Genomic DNA, 18,991 nt, shown 5'->3' on the forward strand with positions numbered 1-18,991 from the left:
CGGATTATAGCGACGGTTTCCTCGCTGTGCCATCCGTAAAATCCCTCATCCGTGTACGAAGGAAGGTTTCGGCAAATAGCTCCGGTGGCAGGGGCAGGCTGACGATGTAGCCTTGCATCTGTTCACAGCCTTCTGCAGCCAGGAATGCTTGCTGTGCGGGGTTCTCCACGCCTTCGGCGATGATGGTGAATTGCATGCTGTGGCCGAGGGCGATGATGGCGCGCACGATGGCGGCGTCGTGAGGGTCGTCGGGCAGGCCGCGGACGAAGGATTGGTCAATCTTGAGGAAGTCCAGCGGCAGGCGCTTGAGGTAGCTCAGGGAAGAGTAGCCGGTGCCGAAATCGTCGATCGCCAGTTGTACGCCCAGTCCTTTGAGCTGGTGCAGCACCGCCAGGGCTTCTTCCGCCTGGCTCATGATGAAGTTTTCGGTGATCTCCAGCTGCAGGCAGCCGGGTTCCAGGCGATAGTCGCGCAGCAGTTGTTCGATGCGCGACAACAGATTGGGATGACGCAGTTGCGCGCCGGCGAGGTTGACCGACAGCGGCCCGAAGTCCTCGAAAGCGCCTTGCCAGGCATGCAGTTGCCGACAGGCTTGTTCCAGTACCCAGTCGCCAATTTGCAAAATAGTGCCGTTCTCTTCGGCCAGGGCGATGAAGTGTTCGGGCGGGACGTCGCCGAAGGTGGGGTGGTGCCAGCGAATCAAGGCTTCGGCGCCGATCAGTTCATGGGTGATCAGGCTGCGTTTGGGTTGGTAATACAGGCTCAATTCCTCACGTTCGATGGCGCGGCGCAGTTCATGCTCCAGCGCCACGCGTTCATTGGCCTGGGCCGTCAGGTCGCGGGTGTAGCTTTCAACGCGGTTGCGGCCCTTGGCTTTGGAACGATACATCGCAGCGTCGGCGTTTTTGACCAGGGTGGCAACATCGGTGCCGTCCTGTGGATACAGGCTGGTGCCGATACTCGCGCTGATAAAGAATTCGTGTTCGCCGGCCTGGAAGGGCGGTGTGAAGCAATCGAGCAGTTTGTTCGCCAGGTATTGCGCGTCGCTGGCCTGTTGCAGGCCGGGCAGCAGGATAATGAATTCATCGCCGCCCAGGCGGGCGACGGTGTCGATATCGCGCAGTTGTTCCTTGAGGCGTACGGCGATGTCTTTGAGCAGCAGGTCACCGACCGGGTGGCCGAGGCTGTCATTGATGTGTTTGAAGCGGTCCAGGTCGAGAAACAACACGGCGCCCTGATTGCCGCTTTCCTGCTGACCATTGAGGGCGGCTTGCAGGCGGCTTTCAAACAGCGTGCGGTTGGGCAGGCCGGTCAATGGGTCGTGATGGGCCTGATAGTCGAGGCGCGCCTGGGCGAGCTTGAGGCTGGAGATGTCGGCAAATACCGCAACGAAGTGCGTGACCACCTGGTCGCGATTGCGCACGGCGCTGATGGTGAGCCAACTTGGATAGAGCTCACCGTTCTTGCGGCGGTTGGAAATCTCGCCTTGCCAGTGTCCCTGGGTCGTCAACTGGTGCCACATCGCGGCATAGAAGGCGCTGTCGTGCAGGCCGGAGGAGAGCAGGCGAGGGGTGTGGCCAAGCGCTTCGGCTTCGCTGTAGCCAGTGATTTCACTGAACGCGCGATTGACGGCACTGATGTTCTGCCGCGTGTCGGTGATCAATACGCCTTCGGCGGTGCTCTCGAACACGGTAGCCGCCTGTTGCAGTTTTTCCTGCATTTGCTGGCGTTCGGTGATGTCGCGGGCGATGACCAGCATGCAGTCTTCTTCGCCGATGGGCAGCGGACGGCTGGACAGTTCGCAGAGGCGAATCCGACCATCGACGTGGCGAATATGGCAGATGAAGTCGCGCACAAAACCGTCGCGCTGCATCAATTCCAGCATGTGCTTGCGTTCATTGAGGTCGACCCATATGGCAAGGTCCAAGGCCGACTGATCAAGCGGCATAGCGCTGGTGTAGCCGGTCAGGTGGCTGAAGCCTTCGTTCACTTCTATCAGCAGACCATCGCTTTGACGGCTCAGCAACAAGGCATCGGGGGAGGCATGAAAAGCCTTGGCAAATTTCTGCTCGGACAGCAGCAGTGCCTCTTCCGTACGTTTGGCCTCGCTGATGTCGATCATCAGGCCGCGCAGCACCGGTTCCGGGCCGTATTTGATCAGGCTGACAATGTCGCGTACCCACAGGCAGCGTCCGTCGGCGGTGATGACACGGTAGTCGATGCTGTGATCACGGTTGGCGCGAGTTTCACGCAAGCAATAGGTTTCGGCGCGCGCCAGGTCGGCGGGGTGAATGATGTTGCGCCAGAAGCCGGGGATCAGCCAGTGGGCGCGGGGGTAGCCAAGCAATTGCTCGGCATGGGGCGACACGTAGCTGTAGGTGAAATCGCTGATGCTGGCTTCCCAGGCGATGGCGGACAGGCTCTCCACCAGGCCGCGATAGTGGTACTCGCTGCTGCGCAGTTGCTGCTCAAGGGCCACTCGGCGGGAAATCTCCGAGCTGAGCCGGCGATTGATTCGAATGACTATGACCAACACGGTACTCAGTAGCAACACCGCAGGCAGGCCGTACAGCAACAGATCTGCCCAGAATGTGCGGTGATCGCTGACGCTGCCCACCCAGTGCTGCTGGATCGCATCGGTCTCGGTTGGGCTGAGATCGGCGAGGACTTTGTCCAGGATACCCACCAGTATTTTTTCATCCCGTGGTACGCCCATTGCCAACTGATAGCGGTAGGGCGTTTCGCCGCTGACGTACAAACCATCGAGTTTCAGTTGGCGCAGGCTCCAGACGCTGGACGCCAGGTCACTGACTACCGCATCCACTTCATCGGTGGCCAGGGCCTGCAGCGCGGAACTGGCGTTAGGCATTGCGACGAGGTTGAGGTCCGGGTGATGGGTGCGCAGTAATTCATGGGGCGCATAGTTTTCCACCACCGCGATTTTCAGTCTGTACAAGTCCTTGAGGTTGCGTGGTTTGGCGCCACCTTCATGGGCCAGTATCACGATGGGGAAGTCGAGATAGGGGCGCGTAAAGGCCAGGAAATTCTGGCGTTCCGGGGTGGACATGATGCCGGGTAGCAAGTCGAGCTGATTATTGCGTGCCTGCTCGAGCACAGCGGTCCAATTTGCCGGCTCGATCAGCTTGACCCTGACGCCCAGGCGATCCTGGATCAGGCGCACATAATCGGCGGCCAGGCCTTGATATCGGCCATTTTCGTCGCGGTATTCAAAGGGTGGCCAGGACGCATCCACCCCAATGCGCAGCTCCTGATGGTCCGTCAGCCAGCTACGCTCATCATCAGTGAGAGTCAACGCGCCAGCCGTTGCGGTCCAGGTCAGCAGCGACAGCAGTATCACGGTCGGCAATCTGGGCATAACGGTCTCGTTATGGCACGGGGAATGTCTCGAGTGTAGACGGGCATTGCGAAGGCGGGGTGACGCGGGGCAGTTAATCGGTGGAAAGAAATGGCTGGAAAGCAAAACCCCCGGCCTGGGCCGGGGGTTCTGTTATCACTCGTCGAGGAAGGAGCGTAGATGCTCGCTTCGCGTCGGGTGGCGCAACTTGCGCAGCGCCTTGGCTTCGATCTGACGGATCCGCTCACGGGTCACGTCAAACTGCTTACCGACTTCCTCGAGGGTGTGGTCGGTATTCATGTCGATGCCGAAACGCATGCGCAGTACCTTGGCTTCACGGGCAGTGAGGCCGGAGAGTACGTCGCGAGTCGCTTCCTTGAGGCTCTCAACAGTGGCGACATCGATGGGCGACTGCATGGTCGAGTCTTCGATGAAGTCACCCAGATGGGAGTCTTCGTCATCACCAATCGGCGTTTCCATGGAGATCGGCTCTTTAGCGATCTTCAATACCTTGCGGATTTTATCCTCAGGCATTTCCATGCGTTCGCCCAGCTCTTCCGGGGTCGGTTCGCGACCCATTTCCTGCAACATCTGCCGGGAAATACGGTTGAGCTTGTTGATGGTCTCGATCATGTGCACCGGAATACGGATGGTGCGGGCCTGGTCGGCGATCGAGCGAGTGATCGCCTGACGGATCCACCAGGTGGCATAAGTCGAGAACTTGTAGCCGCGACGGTATTCGAACTTGTCCACCGCCTTCATCAGGCCGATGTTGCCTTCCTGGATCAGGTCGAGGAATTGCAAGCCACGGTTGGTGTACTTCTTGGCGATGGAGATCACCAGACGCAAGTTGGCTTCAACCATCTCTTTCTTCGCGCGGCGGGCCTTGGCCTCACCGATCGACATGCGACGGTTGATGTCCTTGATCTCGGCGATCGTCAGGCCTGTTTCAGCCTCCAGTGCGCTCAGTTTCTGCTGGCAACGGATGATGTCCGGCTGCAGGCGACCAATGGCTTCGGCGTATTTCGCCTTGCCTTTGGCCAGGGCGTCACTCCAGGTTTCGTCAACTTCGTTGCCCGGGAACTGGCGCAGGAAGTCGGTACGCGGCATGCGCGCATCACGGACACAGAGCTGCATGATGGCACGCTCTTGTGCACGCAGACGCTCAAGGGCGCTACGAACCCGTTCAACCAGGCCTTCGAATTGCTTGGGCACCAGCTTGATCGGCATGAACAGCTCAGCCAGGGCCAGCAGCTCGGCAATCGCCTGCTTGTTGCCACGACCATGCTTTTTCAGCGCCTTGCGGGTGATTTCCATTTGATCGGAAACCGCACCGAAACGCTGGGCAGCGATGACCGGGTCTGGACCGCTTTCGACTTCTTCTTCGTCGTCGGTGCTGGCTTCAGCCTCGTCGTCGTCGGTGTCGTCGTCCGCTTTCGGCGCTTTCGGATCTACCGGCGGCGGTACTTCGGCGGCAGGTGGCGCAATGCCGTCGTCCGGGTCGATATAACCGCTCAGAACGTCGGACAGGCGGCCACCTTCGGTGGTGACGCGAGTGTACTCGGAGAGAATGTGGTCAACCGTGCCAGGGAAGTGCGCGATTGCGCCCATCACTTCACGGATGCCCTCTTCGATACGCTTGGCGATTTCGATTTCGCCTTCACGTGTCAGCAACTCGACGGTACCCATTTCACGCATATACATGCGCACAGGGTCAGTCGTGCGACCGATGTCGGTCTCCACCGCGGCCAACGCGGCAGCGGCTTCTTCAGCGGCTGCCTCGTCGGTATCGGCGTCGGCCAACATAAGGGCGTCCGCATCCGGAGCACTCTCGTGTACGGGGATCCCCATGTCATTAATCATGCGGATGATGTCTTCCACCTGCTCAGGATCTGAAATATCCTCAGGCAGGTGGTCGTTGACCTCTGCGTAAGTCAGATACTTCTGCTCACGACCAAGGGTGATCAACTCTTTGATACGAGACTGCTGTTGCGCTTTTCCGGACATAACACCCTATCCACTGAAGGTCTTGGCGGGCAAAAAACAAGCCGAGGATTATACCCGAGCTATGACCTCACACGCCAGCTGAGGTCGGGTTTGATGTGCAAACGTTCTGTTTTAAAAGGTCGCGCATCTGTTTTGCTATCTGAATTTGCTCTTCAGCCGACAATCCCGGCTGTCTTGCTCTCTTAATGAGCTCATCGAGGGTCTGTGTATGCTGACCCGCGGATAACCTATTAATGGTGTCTAAAAACTGTTGTTCAAGGTTATCGCCGTCAATTAGCCACTCCTTTTCCGCAAGTGCCTTCAACAGGCGGCCCTGTTCCGTGCCATGCCAGCGAGCCATGAGCTGGATTGAGTTTAGCTTAGGATTTTTCTGCACGGCCTCGATCAAGGCGATAAGCACCTGGGCGTAGGTGTTGCTCTCGTTGGCGAAATGGTCGGCGCTTTCAACCTTGCCCGCCAATTGCGGGTGATGGATGAGCGTACGCAAGGCAATCAGCGTCGGCGCTTCCACGGCGACCGGAGTGCGCGGGGCATGGGCCTCATCGCGGTCGCCGCGTTTGCCGTTCTTGCTCCAGGGCTTCTTGTCCCATTTCTTGCCGCCGGCACCGGGCTTTTTCGGCGTCCATTCCTGCTGGGGCGTATACGCCTCGTGCGGTTGGTGGAAGTCGGAATAGTCCGGCATGGCATCATAATCCATGCCCGGATCGTAGGCGGGTGGCGCATCCTGTGGGGCGCTATGTACCAGCTGGCTCACGGCTTCGCCGCTCAGTCCGGTGATTTCCAGCAGGCGCTGGCGCATCAAGGTGCGCAAATTGGCGCCCGGGACCTTGTCGATCAACGGCGCTGCGAGGGTGGCCATGTGGGCCTTGCCTTCAAGCGAGCGGGGGTCGGCTTCTTCGGTCAGTTGCTGGAAGAAATAGTCCGCCAGCGGCTGTGCGTGTTGATTGATGCGGGCACGGAACGCGTCGGTGCCTTCGGAGCGCACCAGGGTGTCCGGGTCTTCACCTTCGGGCAGGAACAGAAAACGTGCACGGCGCCCATCCTGCAGGCTCGACAGCGTGGCCTCGAGTGCGCGCCAGGCGGCGTTGCGGCCGGCCTGGTCGCCGTCGAAACAGAACAGCACGCTGGGCACGACGCGGAACAGGCGCTTCAAGTGCTCTTCGCTGGTGGCGGTGCCGAGCGTCGCCACCGCATTGCGCAGGCCTTGCTGGGCCAGCGCGATGACGTCCATATAGCCTTCAACCACGATGATTTCGTCGAGGTTGCGGTTGTTCTTGCGCGCCTCAAACAGGCCGTAGAGTTCCTGGCCCTTGTGGAAAACCGGGGTTTCCGGCGAGTTCAGGTACTTGGGTTTGTCGTCCCCCAGCACTCGGCCACCGAACGCGATGATGCGGCCACGGCTGTCGCGGATGGGGAACATCACGCGGTCACGGAAGCGGTCATAGCGCTTGCCGGTCTCGGCGTTTTCCACCAGCAGGCCGGCATCAATCATGGCTTTTTGCTGGAGCGTATCGCTGCTCAGGTGCTTGTACAGGTTGTCCCAGCCGGGCGGTGCAAAACCGAGGCCGAAGTCCCGGGCGATTTCACCGGTGAGGCCGCGGCCCTTAAGGTAATCGACGGCGGCTTTGCGCTGCGGATGGCTTTTAAGTGCCTGTCGATAGAAGTCGGCAGCGGCGGTCAGCAGTGGATACAGCGGCGAGTCAGTGGGCTGTCGCGGTTTGTGCGCGCGGCCACTTTCTTCGCGGGGGATCTCCATGCCGGCGGCTTTGGCCAGGTCCTCGACGGCCTGGGGGAAATCCAGGTTGTCGTGGTCCATCAGGAAGCCGAGGGCGTTGCCGCCTGCACCGCAACCGAAGCAGTAATAGAACTGCTTGTCCGGGCTTACGCTGAACGACGGGGTTTTTTCTTTATGGAACGGGCAGCAGGCGGTGTAGTTCTTGCCGGCTTTTTTCAATTGCACGCGTGAGCTGACCACATCGACGATGTCGGTGCGGTTCAGAAGGTCGTCAATAAAGCTCTGGGGAATCAGCCCGGCCATGGCGTTCTCGTCATCACTTCGTGTAAATGAGGGCCCGTGAAATGTTCAAGCGCACGTTGGGTGCCTGATCATTGTCGTCTGCATGGGATGTCAGAGAGTGTATCTGTCGAACATTCGCTGACGTTAGTCTCTATCAGTGTTCGACGAATAAAAGTTGCCCGTGAGTCCGGTCTTGACCTGCGGGCGGTCTCGGAAGCTCGACAGTGGGCACAGTCGACACAGTATGATCGCCTGCTTGAAGAATTAGGTGTGCTCGTCAGTAGCCTTGTTAGGCTCGTCAGAAGAGACGTGCACCGCTGGCAAAAGAGCCAGTCCTGACGTTTGAAGCGGTGTCTCGGTCGCGTGTGCGGCGTCGACGATGAAGCATCAAGCGATGTCCGCAAATGCCAACAGCCCGGCTGAGGGCCGGGCTTGGCAGAAGCTTGCTACGAACGTCTGTGTATTAGTACAGACGAACGGCGCGGCGCTGCTCGCGCTGAACTTTCTTGGCGTGACGCTTAACAGCGGCTGCTGCTTTACGCTTACGCTCAGAAGTTGGCTTCTCATAAAATTCGCGGCTACGAACTTCAGCCAGAACACCGGCTTTTTCGCAGGAGCGCTTGAAACGACGCAGAGCTACGTCGAAGGGTTCGTTCTCTTTTACTTTGACGGCTGGCATCCAGAGCTACCTTCTTTCATTACCGGGATCAACGTTCTCGTCGCAAAAAATTCGCGGCTGAGGTCGTCGGTTTTTAAGGGTTGCGGATGTTAACCCCTCATTGGCAGGAATGCAAAGCCTCTGATCGAAAACCGCTAGTCGGGAGGGGGAGTGGCGACTATTATGCGCGCCTTCGAATTCAGCCTCTACAAGGCGCAAACCCATGCTAGTACTGGGACTTGAAACCTCCTGCGACGAAACCGGTGTCGCACTTTACGACAGTGAACGCGGGCTTCTGGCCGATGCACTGTTCAGTCAGATCGACCTGCATCGCGCCTATGGCGGCGTGGTACCGGAGCTTGCCAGCCGCGATCACGTCAAACGCATGCTGCCATTGATCCGCCAGGTGTTGGACGAGGCCGGCTGCGTGCCGACCGAGATCGATGCAATTGCCTATACCGCAGGCCCCGGATTGGTCGGAGCCCTGCTGGTTGGGGCTTCCTGTGCCCAGGCGCTGGCATTTGCCTGGGGCATTCCGGCCCTCGGTGTGCACCACATGGAAGGTCATTTACTGGCTCCGATGCTGGAAAAAACACCGCCAGCGTTCCCGTTCGTCGCTTTGTTGGTTTCGGGGGGCCATACGCAGCTGGTTCAGGTCGACGGCATCGGTCAATACACGTTGTTGGGCGAGTCGCTGGACGACGCCGCGGGCGAAGCATTCGACAAGACCGCGAAGATGATGGGGCTCAATTATCCCGGCGGACCGGAAATCGCCCGCCTCGCCGAAAAAGGCGTGGCCGGTCGTTACACCTTCCCGCGGCCGATGTGTGATCGCCCTGGTTTGATGTTCAGCTTCAGCGGCTTGAAAACCTCGGCGTTGAATACCTGGCAGCAGAGCGTCAGCGCCGGGGACGACGGCGAGCAAGCCCGTTGCGACATCGCGCTGGCGTTCCAGCAAGCCGTGGTAGAGACTTTAACCATCAAGTGCAAGCGTGCCCTGAAGCAGGCTGGCATGAAGCGGCTGGTGATTGCCGGCGGCGTCAGCGCCAACAAGGCCTTGCGCAGTTCGTTGGAGAAGATGCTCGGGGAGATGAGGGGCGATGTGTTCTACGCGCGTCCCGAGTTTTGCACCGACAATGGCGCGATGATCGCCTACGCCGGTTGTCAACGCCTGCAGGCCGGGCAACATGAAAGCCTGGCGATCAGCGTGCAGGCCCGTTGGCCGATGGAGCAGTTGTCGCCGTTGTAGGGGTTAACGTGGACCCTATTTAAAAATGCCGTTCGCGCCCGGCAAACAGGTCGCGTAGATTGCCGCGGTGGCGCCAGACGATCAGCAGTGTCAGCACGCTCATCGGCAGCAGCGCCGCCGGTTCCTGCCAGGCCAGCAAGGGCAGGGTGAGCGGTGTGGCGATCAGTGCCGCCAGTGAGCTGGTACGGGTCAGGTAGAACGTCAGCAGCCAGGCGAGCACCGCCAGTAAGGCTGCCGGAGGGTAGATCCCCAACAGCATGCCGGCCGCCGTGGCGACACCTTTGCCGCCGCGAAAGCGGAAGTACAGGGGGAACAGGTGGCCGAGGACGGCGCAGATGCCCACCCAGGCCTGCTGTTGCAGGGTAAGGCCCGCAAGGCTGGCGATCAGTACGGGCAACAGGCCCTTGCAGAGGTCGCCCAGCAGCGTCAGCACGGCAAGTTTCTTGCCGGCCAGGCGCAACATATTGGTGGCGCCGGCATTGCCTGAGCCACTCATTCGCGGATCGGGATTTCCCGTCAGGCGGCTGAGCAAAATGGCAAAGGACAGCGAGCCGAGCAGGTAGGCGAGAATCGCCAGTGACCAAAACATGCTAACTATTCCGGGCGAGGACGCCCTGATTCTAACGGGGCATCGCGCCCTTGTCGTGCTGCGGAGAAGAGTGCTTGGACAGAGTGTTTATCGAAGGCCTGGAAGTCGACACCGTGATCGGCGCCTACGACTGGGAGCGCGGTATCCGTCAATGCCTGCGCCTGGACCTGAGCTTTGCCTGGGACAACCGTCCGGCCGCCGCTGGTGACGACCTGAGCCTGGCGCTGGATTATGCCAGCGTGTCCGCGCGCATCCAGGCCTTTGCCGAGCAGTCCCAGTACCAACTGGTGGAAACCTTCGCCGAGCGCCTGGCCCAGGTGCTGATGAGTGAATTCCAGATTCCCTGGCTGCACCTCAAATTGACCAAGCCAGGCGCCGTCCCGGCCGCCAAGGGCGTGGGCGTGGAGATCGAGCGCGGATGTCGCTGACTCAGGTTTACCTTGGCCTTGGCAGTAATATCGAGCGCGAGCTCAATTTACGTGCGGGCCTTGATGCGCTGGCGAGCTTATTGACGGACATGCGCTGTTCGTCGGTGTTCGAAAGCCAGCCGGTGGGTATCAAGAGCGGGCCCTTCTTCAATCTGGTGGTATCGGGCTGTACCGACCTGCCGTTGATGGAGCTGGACCGCCGGTTGAAATCCATCGAGGCCGACAATGGTCGTTATGCACCCGATCGTAAAGGCTTGCCGTTGGATATCGACGTGCTGCTGTATGGCGATCTGGTGGGGAATTTCGATGGATTGATCCTGCCGCGGGCAGAAATCCTGAAAAACGCTTTTGTGCTGTGGCCGCTGTCGATGATGGCACCGGATCGTGTTCACCCTGAGGCGGGCAAGAGCATGGCCGAGCTGTGGCGCGATGCGCAGATTGACCAGGTGCTGGCGCCTGTCGGGTTTGAATGGCAGGGCCTGCAACTCACGGCAGACGTGCTTCTGTAGGAGCCGAGCTTGCTCGCGAAGAGCGTGAACGATAACGCAGCGCTCTCAGGTTTTTCGCGAGCAAGCTCGCTCCTACAATGAGCTTTGTTGTTCCTTGTAGGCTTTGAGTGCGTCAAGCCGTTCGCGCTTGAGCGCCTCGCCCAGCTCAGGGCCTTTGAAGCCTTTGTCCAGCAACGGTGCTACCTGCACCTCGCGCGCAACCTTCGCCGCACCACGCAGATAATCGGCCTGTGGATAAGTGCGCTGTTCAAAGCCCTTGCGACCCCGCGCATCCATCTCGCAGGCGACCACAAACTCCTCAAAGCGTTGCGGACGACGGTAGACGTCAAAACTCTGCAGCAACTCCAGTAGCGTCGAAGCCTTCAGCTCCAGGGCTCGATGGCCGTGGGTGTGATATTGGCCCACCAGCAGCGCCAGTTCCTGGCAATCCCGTGGCACTTTGAAGCGTTCATTGACGGTCTTGATCAGCTTCAAGCCCCGGTGTTCATGGGCAATATGCTGCGGCAACTTATCCACAGGTGTAAGGCCTTTGCCCAGGTCGTGCAACAGGCAGGCCCAGCGTACGGTCAACGGTTGCTTGTACAAGGCCGCCTGCTCCAGCACGCTTAACGTGTGCAGGCCCGTGTCTATCTCGGGATGATGGGCTTCGGGTTGCGGCACGCCGAACAGCGCATCCACCTCCGGCATCAAGGTTTTCAGCGCATTGCAGTCGCGCAGCACTTGGATAAACACCTGAGGTTGATCTTCCATCAATGCCCGGGAAATTTCTTTCCAGCTGCGCTCCGGGGTCAGCGCATCCAGTTCGCCGGATTCGCTGAGCTGACGCATCAGCGCAAGCGTTGGCGCAGCCACAGTGAATCCCAGGTGCGCATAACGCGCGGCGAAGCGCGCAACGCGCAGGACTCGCAACGGATCTTCGGCGAAAGCGGGCGATACGTGACGTAAAGTCCGCGCGTCCAAATCGCGTTGGCCGTGGTAGGGGTCGGTCAGATTGCCGTCATCGTCTTCCGCCATGGCATTGATGGTCAGGTCGCGACGAATCAGGTCTTCTTCCAGCGTGACCTCGGGGCTGGCGTGAAACACGAAGCCGCCGTAACCCCTGCCACTTTTCCGTTCGGTGCGGGCCAGGGCGTATTCATCGCCGTTTTTCGGGTCCAGGAACACGGGGAAGTCAGCGCCGACCGGCTTGAAGCCTTTGGCCAGCATCTCTTCGGTGGTGGCGCCGACGACGACGCGGTCGATGTCGGTGACCTTGATGCCCAGCAGGCGATCACGCACCGCGCCGCCGACTTTGTAGATTTTCATGAAAAAGCCTCCATTAGCGGCACAGGATACCGCCTGTGCCTGGCCAATGGAGGCTTTACCGTTTCAGAGATGCACGACGGCCAGGTCCAGGCGTCCGTAGTCGTTGTCGTTGTGATCGCTGCGCGGTGGGACATGATGGGTTTTCATCACCTGGTCGCCCTGCAGGGTTTCCAGGTGGATATCGAAGCCCCATAGCCGGTGCAGATGCTTGAGCACTTCCTCGGTGGATTCGCCCAGGGGTTTGCGGTCGTGCTGCTGGTGACGCAAGGTCAGCGAGCGATCCCCCCGCACGTCGATGCTGTAGATCTGCACGTTGGGCTCGCGATTGCCCAGGTTGTACTGCGCTGCCAGGGTCTCGCGGATAGTCCGATAGCCAGGCTCGTCATGGATTGCCGGGACTACCAGGTCCTCCTTGAGGTCGTCGTCCATGATGCTGAACAGCTTCAGATCGCGAATGACCTGGGGGGACAGGTACTGCAGGATGAAGCTCTCGTCCTTGAAACTGCTCATGGCGAACTTGATGGTGGAGAGCCAGTCGCTGCCGGCGATTTCCGGGAACCAGCGACGGTCCTCCTCGGTGGGGTGCTCGCACATGCGCCGGATGTCGCGGTACATCGCAAAGCCCAGTGCGTAAGGGTTGATGCCGTTGTAATACGGGCTATCGAACCCGGGCTGGAATACCACGCTGGTGTGGGACGTGAGGAACTCCATCATGAATCCGTCGGTGACCAGGCCTTCGTCGTACAGGTCGTTCATCAGCGTGTAATGCCAGAACGTTGCCCAGCCCTCGTTCATCACCTGAGTCTGGCGCTGTGGATAAAAGTACTGGGCGATCTTGCGCACGATGCGCACGATTTCCCGCTGCCATGGTTCCAGCAACGGGGCGTGTTTTTCCAGGAAATACAGGATGTTTTCTTGAGGTTCGGCGGGGAAGCGTGCATTGTCCTTGTCGCTGTTTTTGCCGGCACGCTTTGGAATGGTGCGCCACAGATCGTTGATCTGCTTCTGCAGGTGTTCCTCACGCTCCTGCTGGCGCAGACGTTCTTCTTCTGCGGAAATCGGATAGGGGCGTTTGTAACGGTCGACGCCGTAGTTCATCAGGGCGTGGCAGGAGTCGAGCAAGTCCTCTACCGCGTCGATGCCGTGGCGCTCCTCGCACTGCATGATGTACTGCTTGGCGAACACCAGGTAATCGATGATCGAACTGGCATCGGTCCAGGTGCGGAACAGGTAGTTGCCCTTGAAAAAGCTGTTATGCCCGTAGCACGCGTGAGCCACCACCAGCGCCTGCATGCAGATGGTGTTTTCTTCCATCAGGTAGGCGATGCACGGGTCGGAGTTGATCACGATCTCGTAGGCCAGGCCCATCTGGCCGCGAGTGTAGGACTTTTCGGTGCTGAGAAAGTGTTTGCCATAGGACCAATGGTGATATCCCAGCGGCATGCCGACGGAGGCGTAGGCATCCATCATCTGTTCGGCGGTAATCACTTCGATCTGGTTGGGGTAGGTGTCCAGCGCATAACCCGCCGCGATGCGGCTGATTTCCCGGTCATAGGCCTGGATCAGTTCAAAGGTCCACTCGGACCCGGTGGAGATAGGTTGGCGCTTATGCTCTTTTTTGGCGGTCATGTCACTAACCTGCGCTGGAAGAGTTCACGGAAGACCGGGTAGATATCGCCGGCCGAGACCAATTGCTGCTGGGCGAACGTGTCGGCAAAGGCTTCACCGATGCGCTCGTATTCGAACCACAGCGCCTGGTGCTCACGGGGGGTAATTTCGACGTAGGTGTAGTACTGCACGAAAGGCATGATCTGGTTGATCAGGATATCCCGGCAGATTGGCGAATCGTCGTTCCAGTTGTCACCGTCGGACGCTTGGGCCGCATAGATGTTCCACTCATTGGCCGGGTAGCGTTCGGCCATGATTTCCTGCATCAGTTTCAGTGCGCTGGAGACGATAGTGCCGCCGGTTTCGCGCGAGTAGAAGAATTCCTCTTCGTCCACTTCCCGGGCGCTGGTGTGATGGCGGATGAACACCACGTCGATCTTGTCGTAGTTTCGTTTCAGGAACAGGTACAGCAGGATAAAGAAACGCTTGGCGATGTCCTTGGTGGCCTGGGTCATGGAACCGGACACGTCCATCAGGCAGAACATCACGGCCTTGGAGCTGGGGTTGGGGTGCTTGACCAGCAGGTTGTATTTCAAATCGAAGGTATCAAGAAACGGCACACGGTGAATGCGCGCACTGAGTTTTTCGATTTCGGCCTCTATTTCCTGGATATCACCGAAGTTATCCGGTTCTTCACGCTTCAAGCGCGCCAACTCTTCCTTGGCATGCTTGAGTTTTGCACGGCTGCTGCCTGACAGGGCGATACGTCGGGCGTGGGCTGAGCGCAGGGTGCGGATGATGTTGATACGGGACGGGTTGCCCTCGTTGCTGATACCGGCACGTACGGTTTTGAAAGTGTCGGTACCGGTCAGGTTGCGTTTGACCAGGTTGGGCAGCTCCAGGTCCTCGAACATGAATTCCAGGAACTCCTCCTGGGTGATCTGGAACACGAACTCGTCCATGCCTTCGCCGGAATTACCGGCCTTGCCCGCGCCCTTGCCTCCACCGCCTCCTTGAGGGCGTGCAATGTGTTCACCCGTGGTGAATTCCTTGTTGCCGGGATGCACAACCGTCTGCTTGCCGCCCCGGCCGTGGTGCAGCACGGGTTCGTCGATGTCGCGTCCGGGAATGCTGATTTGTTCGCCATGCTCCATGTCGGTGATGGAGCGCCGGCTGACGGCCTCTTCAACTGCTTTTTTGATGTGGTCACGGTAACGCCGCAGGAAACGCTGGCGGTTTACCGTGCTCTTGTTCTTGCCATTGAGGCGTCGGTCGATCACATAGCTCATGGGCCCCTCCGGGGAGCTTCAAGTTGTAAGCTGCAAGCGACAAGTAAAAGCGGATCGGCTTTTACTTGCAGCTTGTAGCTAAAAGCTTGCAGCTACTTCATTGCGATTTCCGGACCCGTAGGTACCATTCCGAAAGAAGGCGTACCTGTTTGTCGGTGTAGCCGCGCTCGACCATCCGTGTGACAAAGTCGTTGTGTTTTTGCTGGTCCTCTTTGCTCGCCTTGGCGTTGAAGCTGATAACCGGCAGTAGATCCTCGGTGTTGGAGAACATTTTCTTCTCGATCACCACCCGCAGTTTCTCGTAGCTGAGCCAGGTTGGGTTCTTGCCGTTATTGTTGGCGCGGGCGCGTAGCACGAAGTTGACGATTTCGTTGCGGAAATCCTTCGGATTGCTGATGCCGGCAGGTTTTTCGATCTTCTCCAGCTCTTCGTTGAGCGCCACGCGGTTGAGGATTTCGCCGGTTTCGGGATCGCGGTATTCCTGGTCCTGAATCCAGAAGTCGGCGTACAGCACGTAGCGGTCGAAGATGTTCTGGCCGTACTCGCTGTAGGACTCCAGGTAAGCGGTCTGGATTTCCTTGCCGATGAATTCGATATAGCGCGGCGCCAGGTATTCCTTGAGGAAGCGCAGATAGCGCTCGCGGGTTTCGGCCTGGAACTGTTCCTGCTCGATCTGCTGCTCCAGCACGTAGAGCAGGTGCACCGGGTTGGCGGCGATCTCGTGGGGGTCAAAGTTGAAGACTTTGGAGAGGATCTTGAACGCGAAGCGCGTCGACAGCCCGTTCATGCCTTCATCGACGCCCGCCGTGTCACGGTATTCCTGGATCGATTTGGCCTTGGGGTCGGTGTCCTTGAGGTTTTCACCATCGTACACGCGCATTTTCGAGTAGATATTCGAGTTCTCCGGCTCCTTGAGGCGCGACAGCACGGTGAACTGGGCGAGCATCTTCAGGGTGTCGGGTGCGCAATGGGCCTTGGCCAGTGAGCTGTTGAACAGCAATTTGTCGTAGATCTTGATCTCATCGCTGACCCGCAGGCAGTACGGCACCTTGACGATGTAGATACGGTCGATGAAGGCTTCGTTGTTCTTGTTGTTGCGGAAGGTGTGCCATTCCGATTCGTTGGAGTGCGCCAGCAGGATGCCGGTGAACGGAATCGCGCCCAGGCCTTCGGTACTGTTGTAGTTACCTTCCTGGGTGGCCGTGAGCAGCGGGTGCAGCACCTTGATCGGCGCCTTGAACATCTCCACGAACTCCATCAGGCCCTGGTTGGCCCGGCACAGCGCGCCCGAGTAGCTGTAGGCGTCGGCGTCGTTCTGCGGGAATTCTTCGAGTTTGCGGATATCGACCTTGCCCACCAGCGCCGATATGTCCTGGTTGTTCTCGTCGCCCGGCTCGGTCTTGGCGACGCCGATCTGGTTGAGGATCGACGGATAAAGTTTGACCACGCGGAACTGGCTGATATCGCCGCCGAACTCGGACAGACGTTTGGTGGCCCAGGGCGACATGATGGTATTGAGGTAGCGCCGTGGGATGCCGAAGTCTTCTTCGAGGATCGCACCGTCTTCGGTGGCGTTGAACAGGCCCAGGGGCGACTCGAACACCGGTGAGCCCTTGATCGCGTAGAAGGGCACTTTTTCGATCAGCTGTTTGAGTTTTTCAGCTAGGGACGACTTGCCGCCGCCAACGGGGCCGAGCAGGTAGAGAATCTGTTTCTTCTCTTCCAGACCCTGGGCGGCATGGCGGAAGTAGGAGACGATCTGGTCGATGCATTCTTCCATGCCATGGAAGTCTTCAAAGGCCGGGTAGCGCCGGATCACCTTGTTGGAGAATATTCGCGACAGGCGCGAATTGTTCGAGGTGTCCACCAACTGCGGCTCGCCAATCGCCAGTAGCAGGCGTTCGGCGGCAGATGCATAGGTGCTGCGGTCCCGTTTGCACAGCTCGAGATACTCTTGAAGCGTGAGTTCTTCCTGCTGCGTGGACTCGAAACGTTGTTGGAAGTGGCTAAAGATACTCATGACGTCGTCACCTCGCTCGATACGTGGAGCCGACGCCGGATCAATCAGTCGATGCTGGCAGCCATTGGTGTTCCCCAATGGCTGTTTTCCCCCCAGAACACCCTGAAACGTTACCGATGACCCGCGCGCCGGTGTACCGGCTCTCCCCTGATTTGGATGGCCTGCGCTTAAGGATAGTTCGGAATCGGGGAGGTCAAGGCGCGATACGTAATTAGTTTGGCTGCGCCGTTCGTCAGAAGCGGCGCAAGCCCAAGCGTCACGCGGGGTAGCGGGGTGTGAAAAAAATTATTGCGAATCGCCTGAAGAAATTTCCGCAGGATAGGTCGCACGCCACAGCTCAAAGCCGCCATCCAGGCTATAAACGTCGGAGAAGCCTTGGCTGATCAGATAGGCTGCGGCGCTTTGGCTGGAGTTACCGTGATAGCACGCCACGATCACTGGCGCGTCGAGGTCGGCGGCGCGGATAAAGTCCGCGATGTTGACGTTGTCCAGATGCTGGGCGCCGGCAATGTGGGCTGCGGCGTAAGTCGGCTGGTCACGGATATCCACAACCACGGCGCCTTGCTCGCGCAAGGCCTGGGCTTGTTCGGGAGGGATACGTTTGAATTCGCTCATGGCGGGCTCCTAGGGCTTGGCGGCGGCCGTTTGTAGGGTGGGTGCAGGGGATTCACACTGGCAACTGATACGCTCGCCGGTGTCGATGTTCATCAGGGTCATGGCGCCGCCCCACACGCAGCCGGTGTCGAGGGCGAACACGCCGGGTTCTTCGCATTTGCCTTCAAGGGCGGCCCAGTGACCGAAGATGATCTTGGTGTCTCGGGTCTTGCGTTCCTTGTGGGCGAACCAGGGCCCGTAGCCGGGCAGGGCGGTGTCGGCGCCTTCCTTGCTCTTGAGGTCCAGCTTGCCCTGCGCCGTGCAGAAACGCATGCGCGTGAAATAATTGGTGATCACTCTCAGGCGGGCGACGCCGGTGAGCGCGTTGTCCCACTTCACTGGCTCGTTGCCATACATGCCGTCGAGATAGGCGGTGTACAGGTTGTCATCGGCCAGGGCGCTTTCGACTTCGGCGGCGCACTTGAGGGCTTTCTTCAAGGTCCATTGCGGTGGGATGCCGGCGTGGACCAAGGCGATGTTGCGGGCCTCGTCGTAGTGCATGAGCTTTTGTCGGCGCAACCATTCGAGCAACTGCGCCCGGTCCGGTGCGTCGAGGATTTCGCGCAGGGTGTCGGCTTTTTTCAGGCGCTCGATGTTCTGGCCGGCCGCGAGCAGGTGCAGGTCATGGTTGCCCAGCACGCAGACCAGCGAATCGCGCAGGTTATAGAGGTAGCGCAGGGTTTCCAGCGACTGCGGGCCACGATTGACCAGATCGCCGACCAGCCACAGGCGATCGTTCGCGGGGTCGAAGGCAACCCGTTCAAGCAGGCACTTGAGGGGCTCCAGGCACCCTTGCAGGTCACCGACCGCGTATGTCGCCATCAGTGCAGGGCTCCGGGCACCGCGAGGCGGAAGGGCTTGATGGTGGCGTCGAACAAATGGCCGTCGGTGGCTTTCATCTGATACGAGCCCTGCATGGTGCCAACCTTGGAGGTCATCACCGTGCCGCTGCTGTAGGTATGGCTGGCGCCGATGTCGATCACCGGTTGCTGGCCGACAACGCCCGCGCCGCGTACTTCTTCAACCTGACCATCACCGTCGGTGATCACCCAGTGGCGTGACAGCAACTTGGCCGGCACCAGCCCGTTGTTTTTCACCGTGATGGTGTAGGCAAAGGCAAAGCGGTTGAGTTCAGGTTGCGATTGGTCCGCCAGGAAGCGGGTGACGACGCTGACGTCGATCTGGTAGCGAGGATCGGACATGCAAGAGGCCTTAAAAGCAAAAGCGGAGGACAGCAGATGCGGATCAGTCTAGGCCAAGAGCAGGGCACTAGGCCAGACATGCTATCGGGTATGACGCGGTT

15 protein-coding genes are annotated in these 18,991 nt (G+C 59.3%); 3 read left to right on the forward strand and 12 right to left on the reverse strand.

Annotation, left to right across the window (positions count from 1 at the left end; translation table 11 throughout):
* Positions 1–4: 4 nt before the first annotated feature.
* From CIB54_RS12095 to rpsU, 4 genes are all read right to left on the reverse strand, one after another.
* Positions 5–3,376, reverse strand: a complete 3,372-nt coding sequence (locus tag CIB54_RS12095; protein ID WP_101219897.1) for a bifunctional diguanylate cyclase/phosphodiesterase — start codon at positions 3,374–3,376, stop codon at positions 5–7.
* Positions 3,377–3,511: 135 nt separating this feature from the next.
* Positions 3,512–5,362, reverse strand: coding sequence for an RNA polymerase sigma factor RpoD (gene rpoD / locus CIB54_RS12100; RefSeq protein ID WP_065950926.1), 1,851 nt, complete (start codon positions 5,360–5,362; stop codon positions 3,512–3,514).
* Between the two features lie 67 nt (positions 5,363–5,429).
* Positions 5,430–7,400, reverse strand: coding sequence for a DNA primase (gene dnaG, locus CIB54_RS12105; RefSeq protein ID WP_101219898.1), 1,971 nt, complete (start codon positions 7,398–7,400; stop codon positions 5,430–5,432).
* A gap of 442 nt (positions 7,401–7,842) precedes the next feature.
* Positions 7,843–8,058, reverse strand: coding sequence for a 30S ribosomal protein S21 (gene rpsU, locus CIB54_RS12110; RefSeq protein ID WP_002551877.1), 216 nt, complete (start codon positions 8,056–8,058; stop codon positions 7,843–7,845).
* 202 nt (positions 8,059–8,260) lie between these two features.
* On the opposite strand from rpsU, the gene tsaD reads away from it, so the two are divergent.
* The gene (gene tsaD, locus CIB54_RS12115) at positions 8,261–9,286 is read left to right on the forward strand and encodes a tRNA (adenosine(37)-N6)-threonylcarbamoyltransferase complex transferase subunit TsaD (RefSeq protein WP_101219899.1); all 1,026 of its coding nucleotides are present in this window, start codon (positions 8,261–8,263) and stop codon (positions 9,284–9,286) included.
* Positions 9,287–9,305: 19 nt separating this feature from the next.
* Here the strand turns inward: tsaD and plsY are convergent, their stop codons facing one another.
* Positions 9,306–9,875, reverse strand: coding sequence for a glycerol-3-phosphate 1-O-acyltransferase PlsY (gene plsY / locus CIB54_RS12120; RefSeq protein WP_057723660.1), 570 nt, complete (start codon positions 9,873–9,875; stop codon positions 9,306–9,308).
* 74 nt (positions 9,876–9,949) lie between these two features.
* Here plsY and folB point away from each other — a divergent pair, with 74 nt between their 5' ends.
* Positions 9,950–10,303: a dihydroneopterin aldolase gene (folB, locus tag CIB54_RS12125; protein ID WP_065894165.1), complete on the forward strand. Its 354-nt coding sequence runs from the start codon at positions 9,950–9,952 to the stop codon at positions 10,301–10,303.
* Positions 10,294–10,812, forward strand: a complete 519-nt coding sequence (gene folK / locus CIB54_RS12130) for a 2-amino-4-hydroxy-6-hydroxymethyldihydropteridine diphosphokinase (RefSeq protein ID WP_101219900.1) — start codon at positions 10,294–10,296, stop codon at positions 10,810–10,812. The genes folB and folK overlap by 10 nt, the downstream gene beginning before the upstream one ends.
* A gap of 72 nt (positions 10,813–10,884) precedes the next feature.
* Here the strand turns inward: folK and CIB54_RS12135 are convergent, their stop codons facing one another.
* The 7 genes from CIB54_RS12135 to apaG all read right to left on the reverse strand — a co-directional run bounded on the left by CIB54_RS12135 (position 10,885) and on the right by apaG (position 18,890).
* Positions 10,885–12,117, reverse strand: coding sequence for a multifunctional CCA addition/repair protein (locus tag CIB54_RS12135; protein ID WP_101219901.1), 1,233 nt, complete (start codon positions 12,115–12,117; stop codon positions 10,885–10,887).
* 63 nt (positions 12,118–12,180) lie between these two features.
* Positions 12,181–13,746, reverse strand: a complete 1,566-nt coding sequence (locus tag CIB54_RS12140) for a SpoVR family protein (RefSeq protein WP_065885501.1) — start codon at positions 13,744–13,746, stop codon at positions 12,181–12,183.
* Positions 13,743–15,014: a YeaH/YhbH family protein gene (locus CIB54_RS12145; RefSeq protein WP_065950920.1), complete on the reverse strand. Its 1,272-nt coding sequence runs from the start codon at positions 15,012–15,014 to the stop codon at positions 13,743–13,745. Before CIB54_RS12145 ends, CIB54_RS12140 begins: the two co-directional genes overlap by 4 nt.
* Before the next feature lie 97 nt (positions 15,015–15,111).
* Complete coding sequence (locus CIB54_RS12150) at positions 15,112–17,034, reverse strand: PrkA family serine protein kinase (protein ID WP_065885503.1); 1,923 nt, start codon at positions 17,032–17,034, stop codon at positions 15,112–15,114.
* A 285-nt stretch (positions 17,035–17,319) separates the two neighbouring features.
* Positions 17,320–17,649 (reverse strand): thiosulfate sulfurtransferase GlpE, encoded by a 330-nt coding sequence (glpE, locus tag CIB54_RS12155; RefSeq protein WP_065950919.1) that lies wholly within the window; start codon positions 17,647–17,649, stop codon positions 17,320–17,322.
* Positions 17,650–17,658: 9 nt separating this feature from the next.
* On the reverse strand, positions 17,659–18,510 hold the full coding sequence (locus CIB54_RS12160) for a symmetrical bis(5'-nucleosyl)-tetraphosphatase (RefSeq protein WP_101219902.1): 852 nt from the start codon (positions 18,508–18,510) through the stop codon (positions 17,659–17,661).
* Positions 18,510–18,890 (reverse strand): Co2+/Mg2+ efflux protein ApaG, encoded by a 381-nt coding sequence (gene apaG / locus CIB54_RS12165; protein WP_065950917.1) that lies wholly within the window; start codon positions 18,888–18,890, stop codon positions 18,510–18,512. Before apaG ends, CIB54_RS12160 begins: the two co-directional genes overlap by 1 nt.
* Positions 18,891–18,991: the final 101 nt, after the last annotated feature.

Origin of the sequence: Pseudomonas fluorescens, assembly GCF_002837185.1 — a bacterium.
Classification (GTDB): Bacteria; Pseudomonadota; Gammaproteobacteria; order Pseudomonadales; family Pseudomonadaceae; genus Aquipseudomonas; species Aquipseudomonas fluorescens_AM.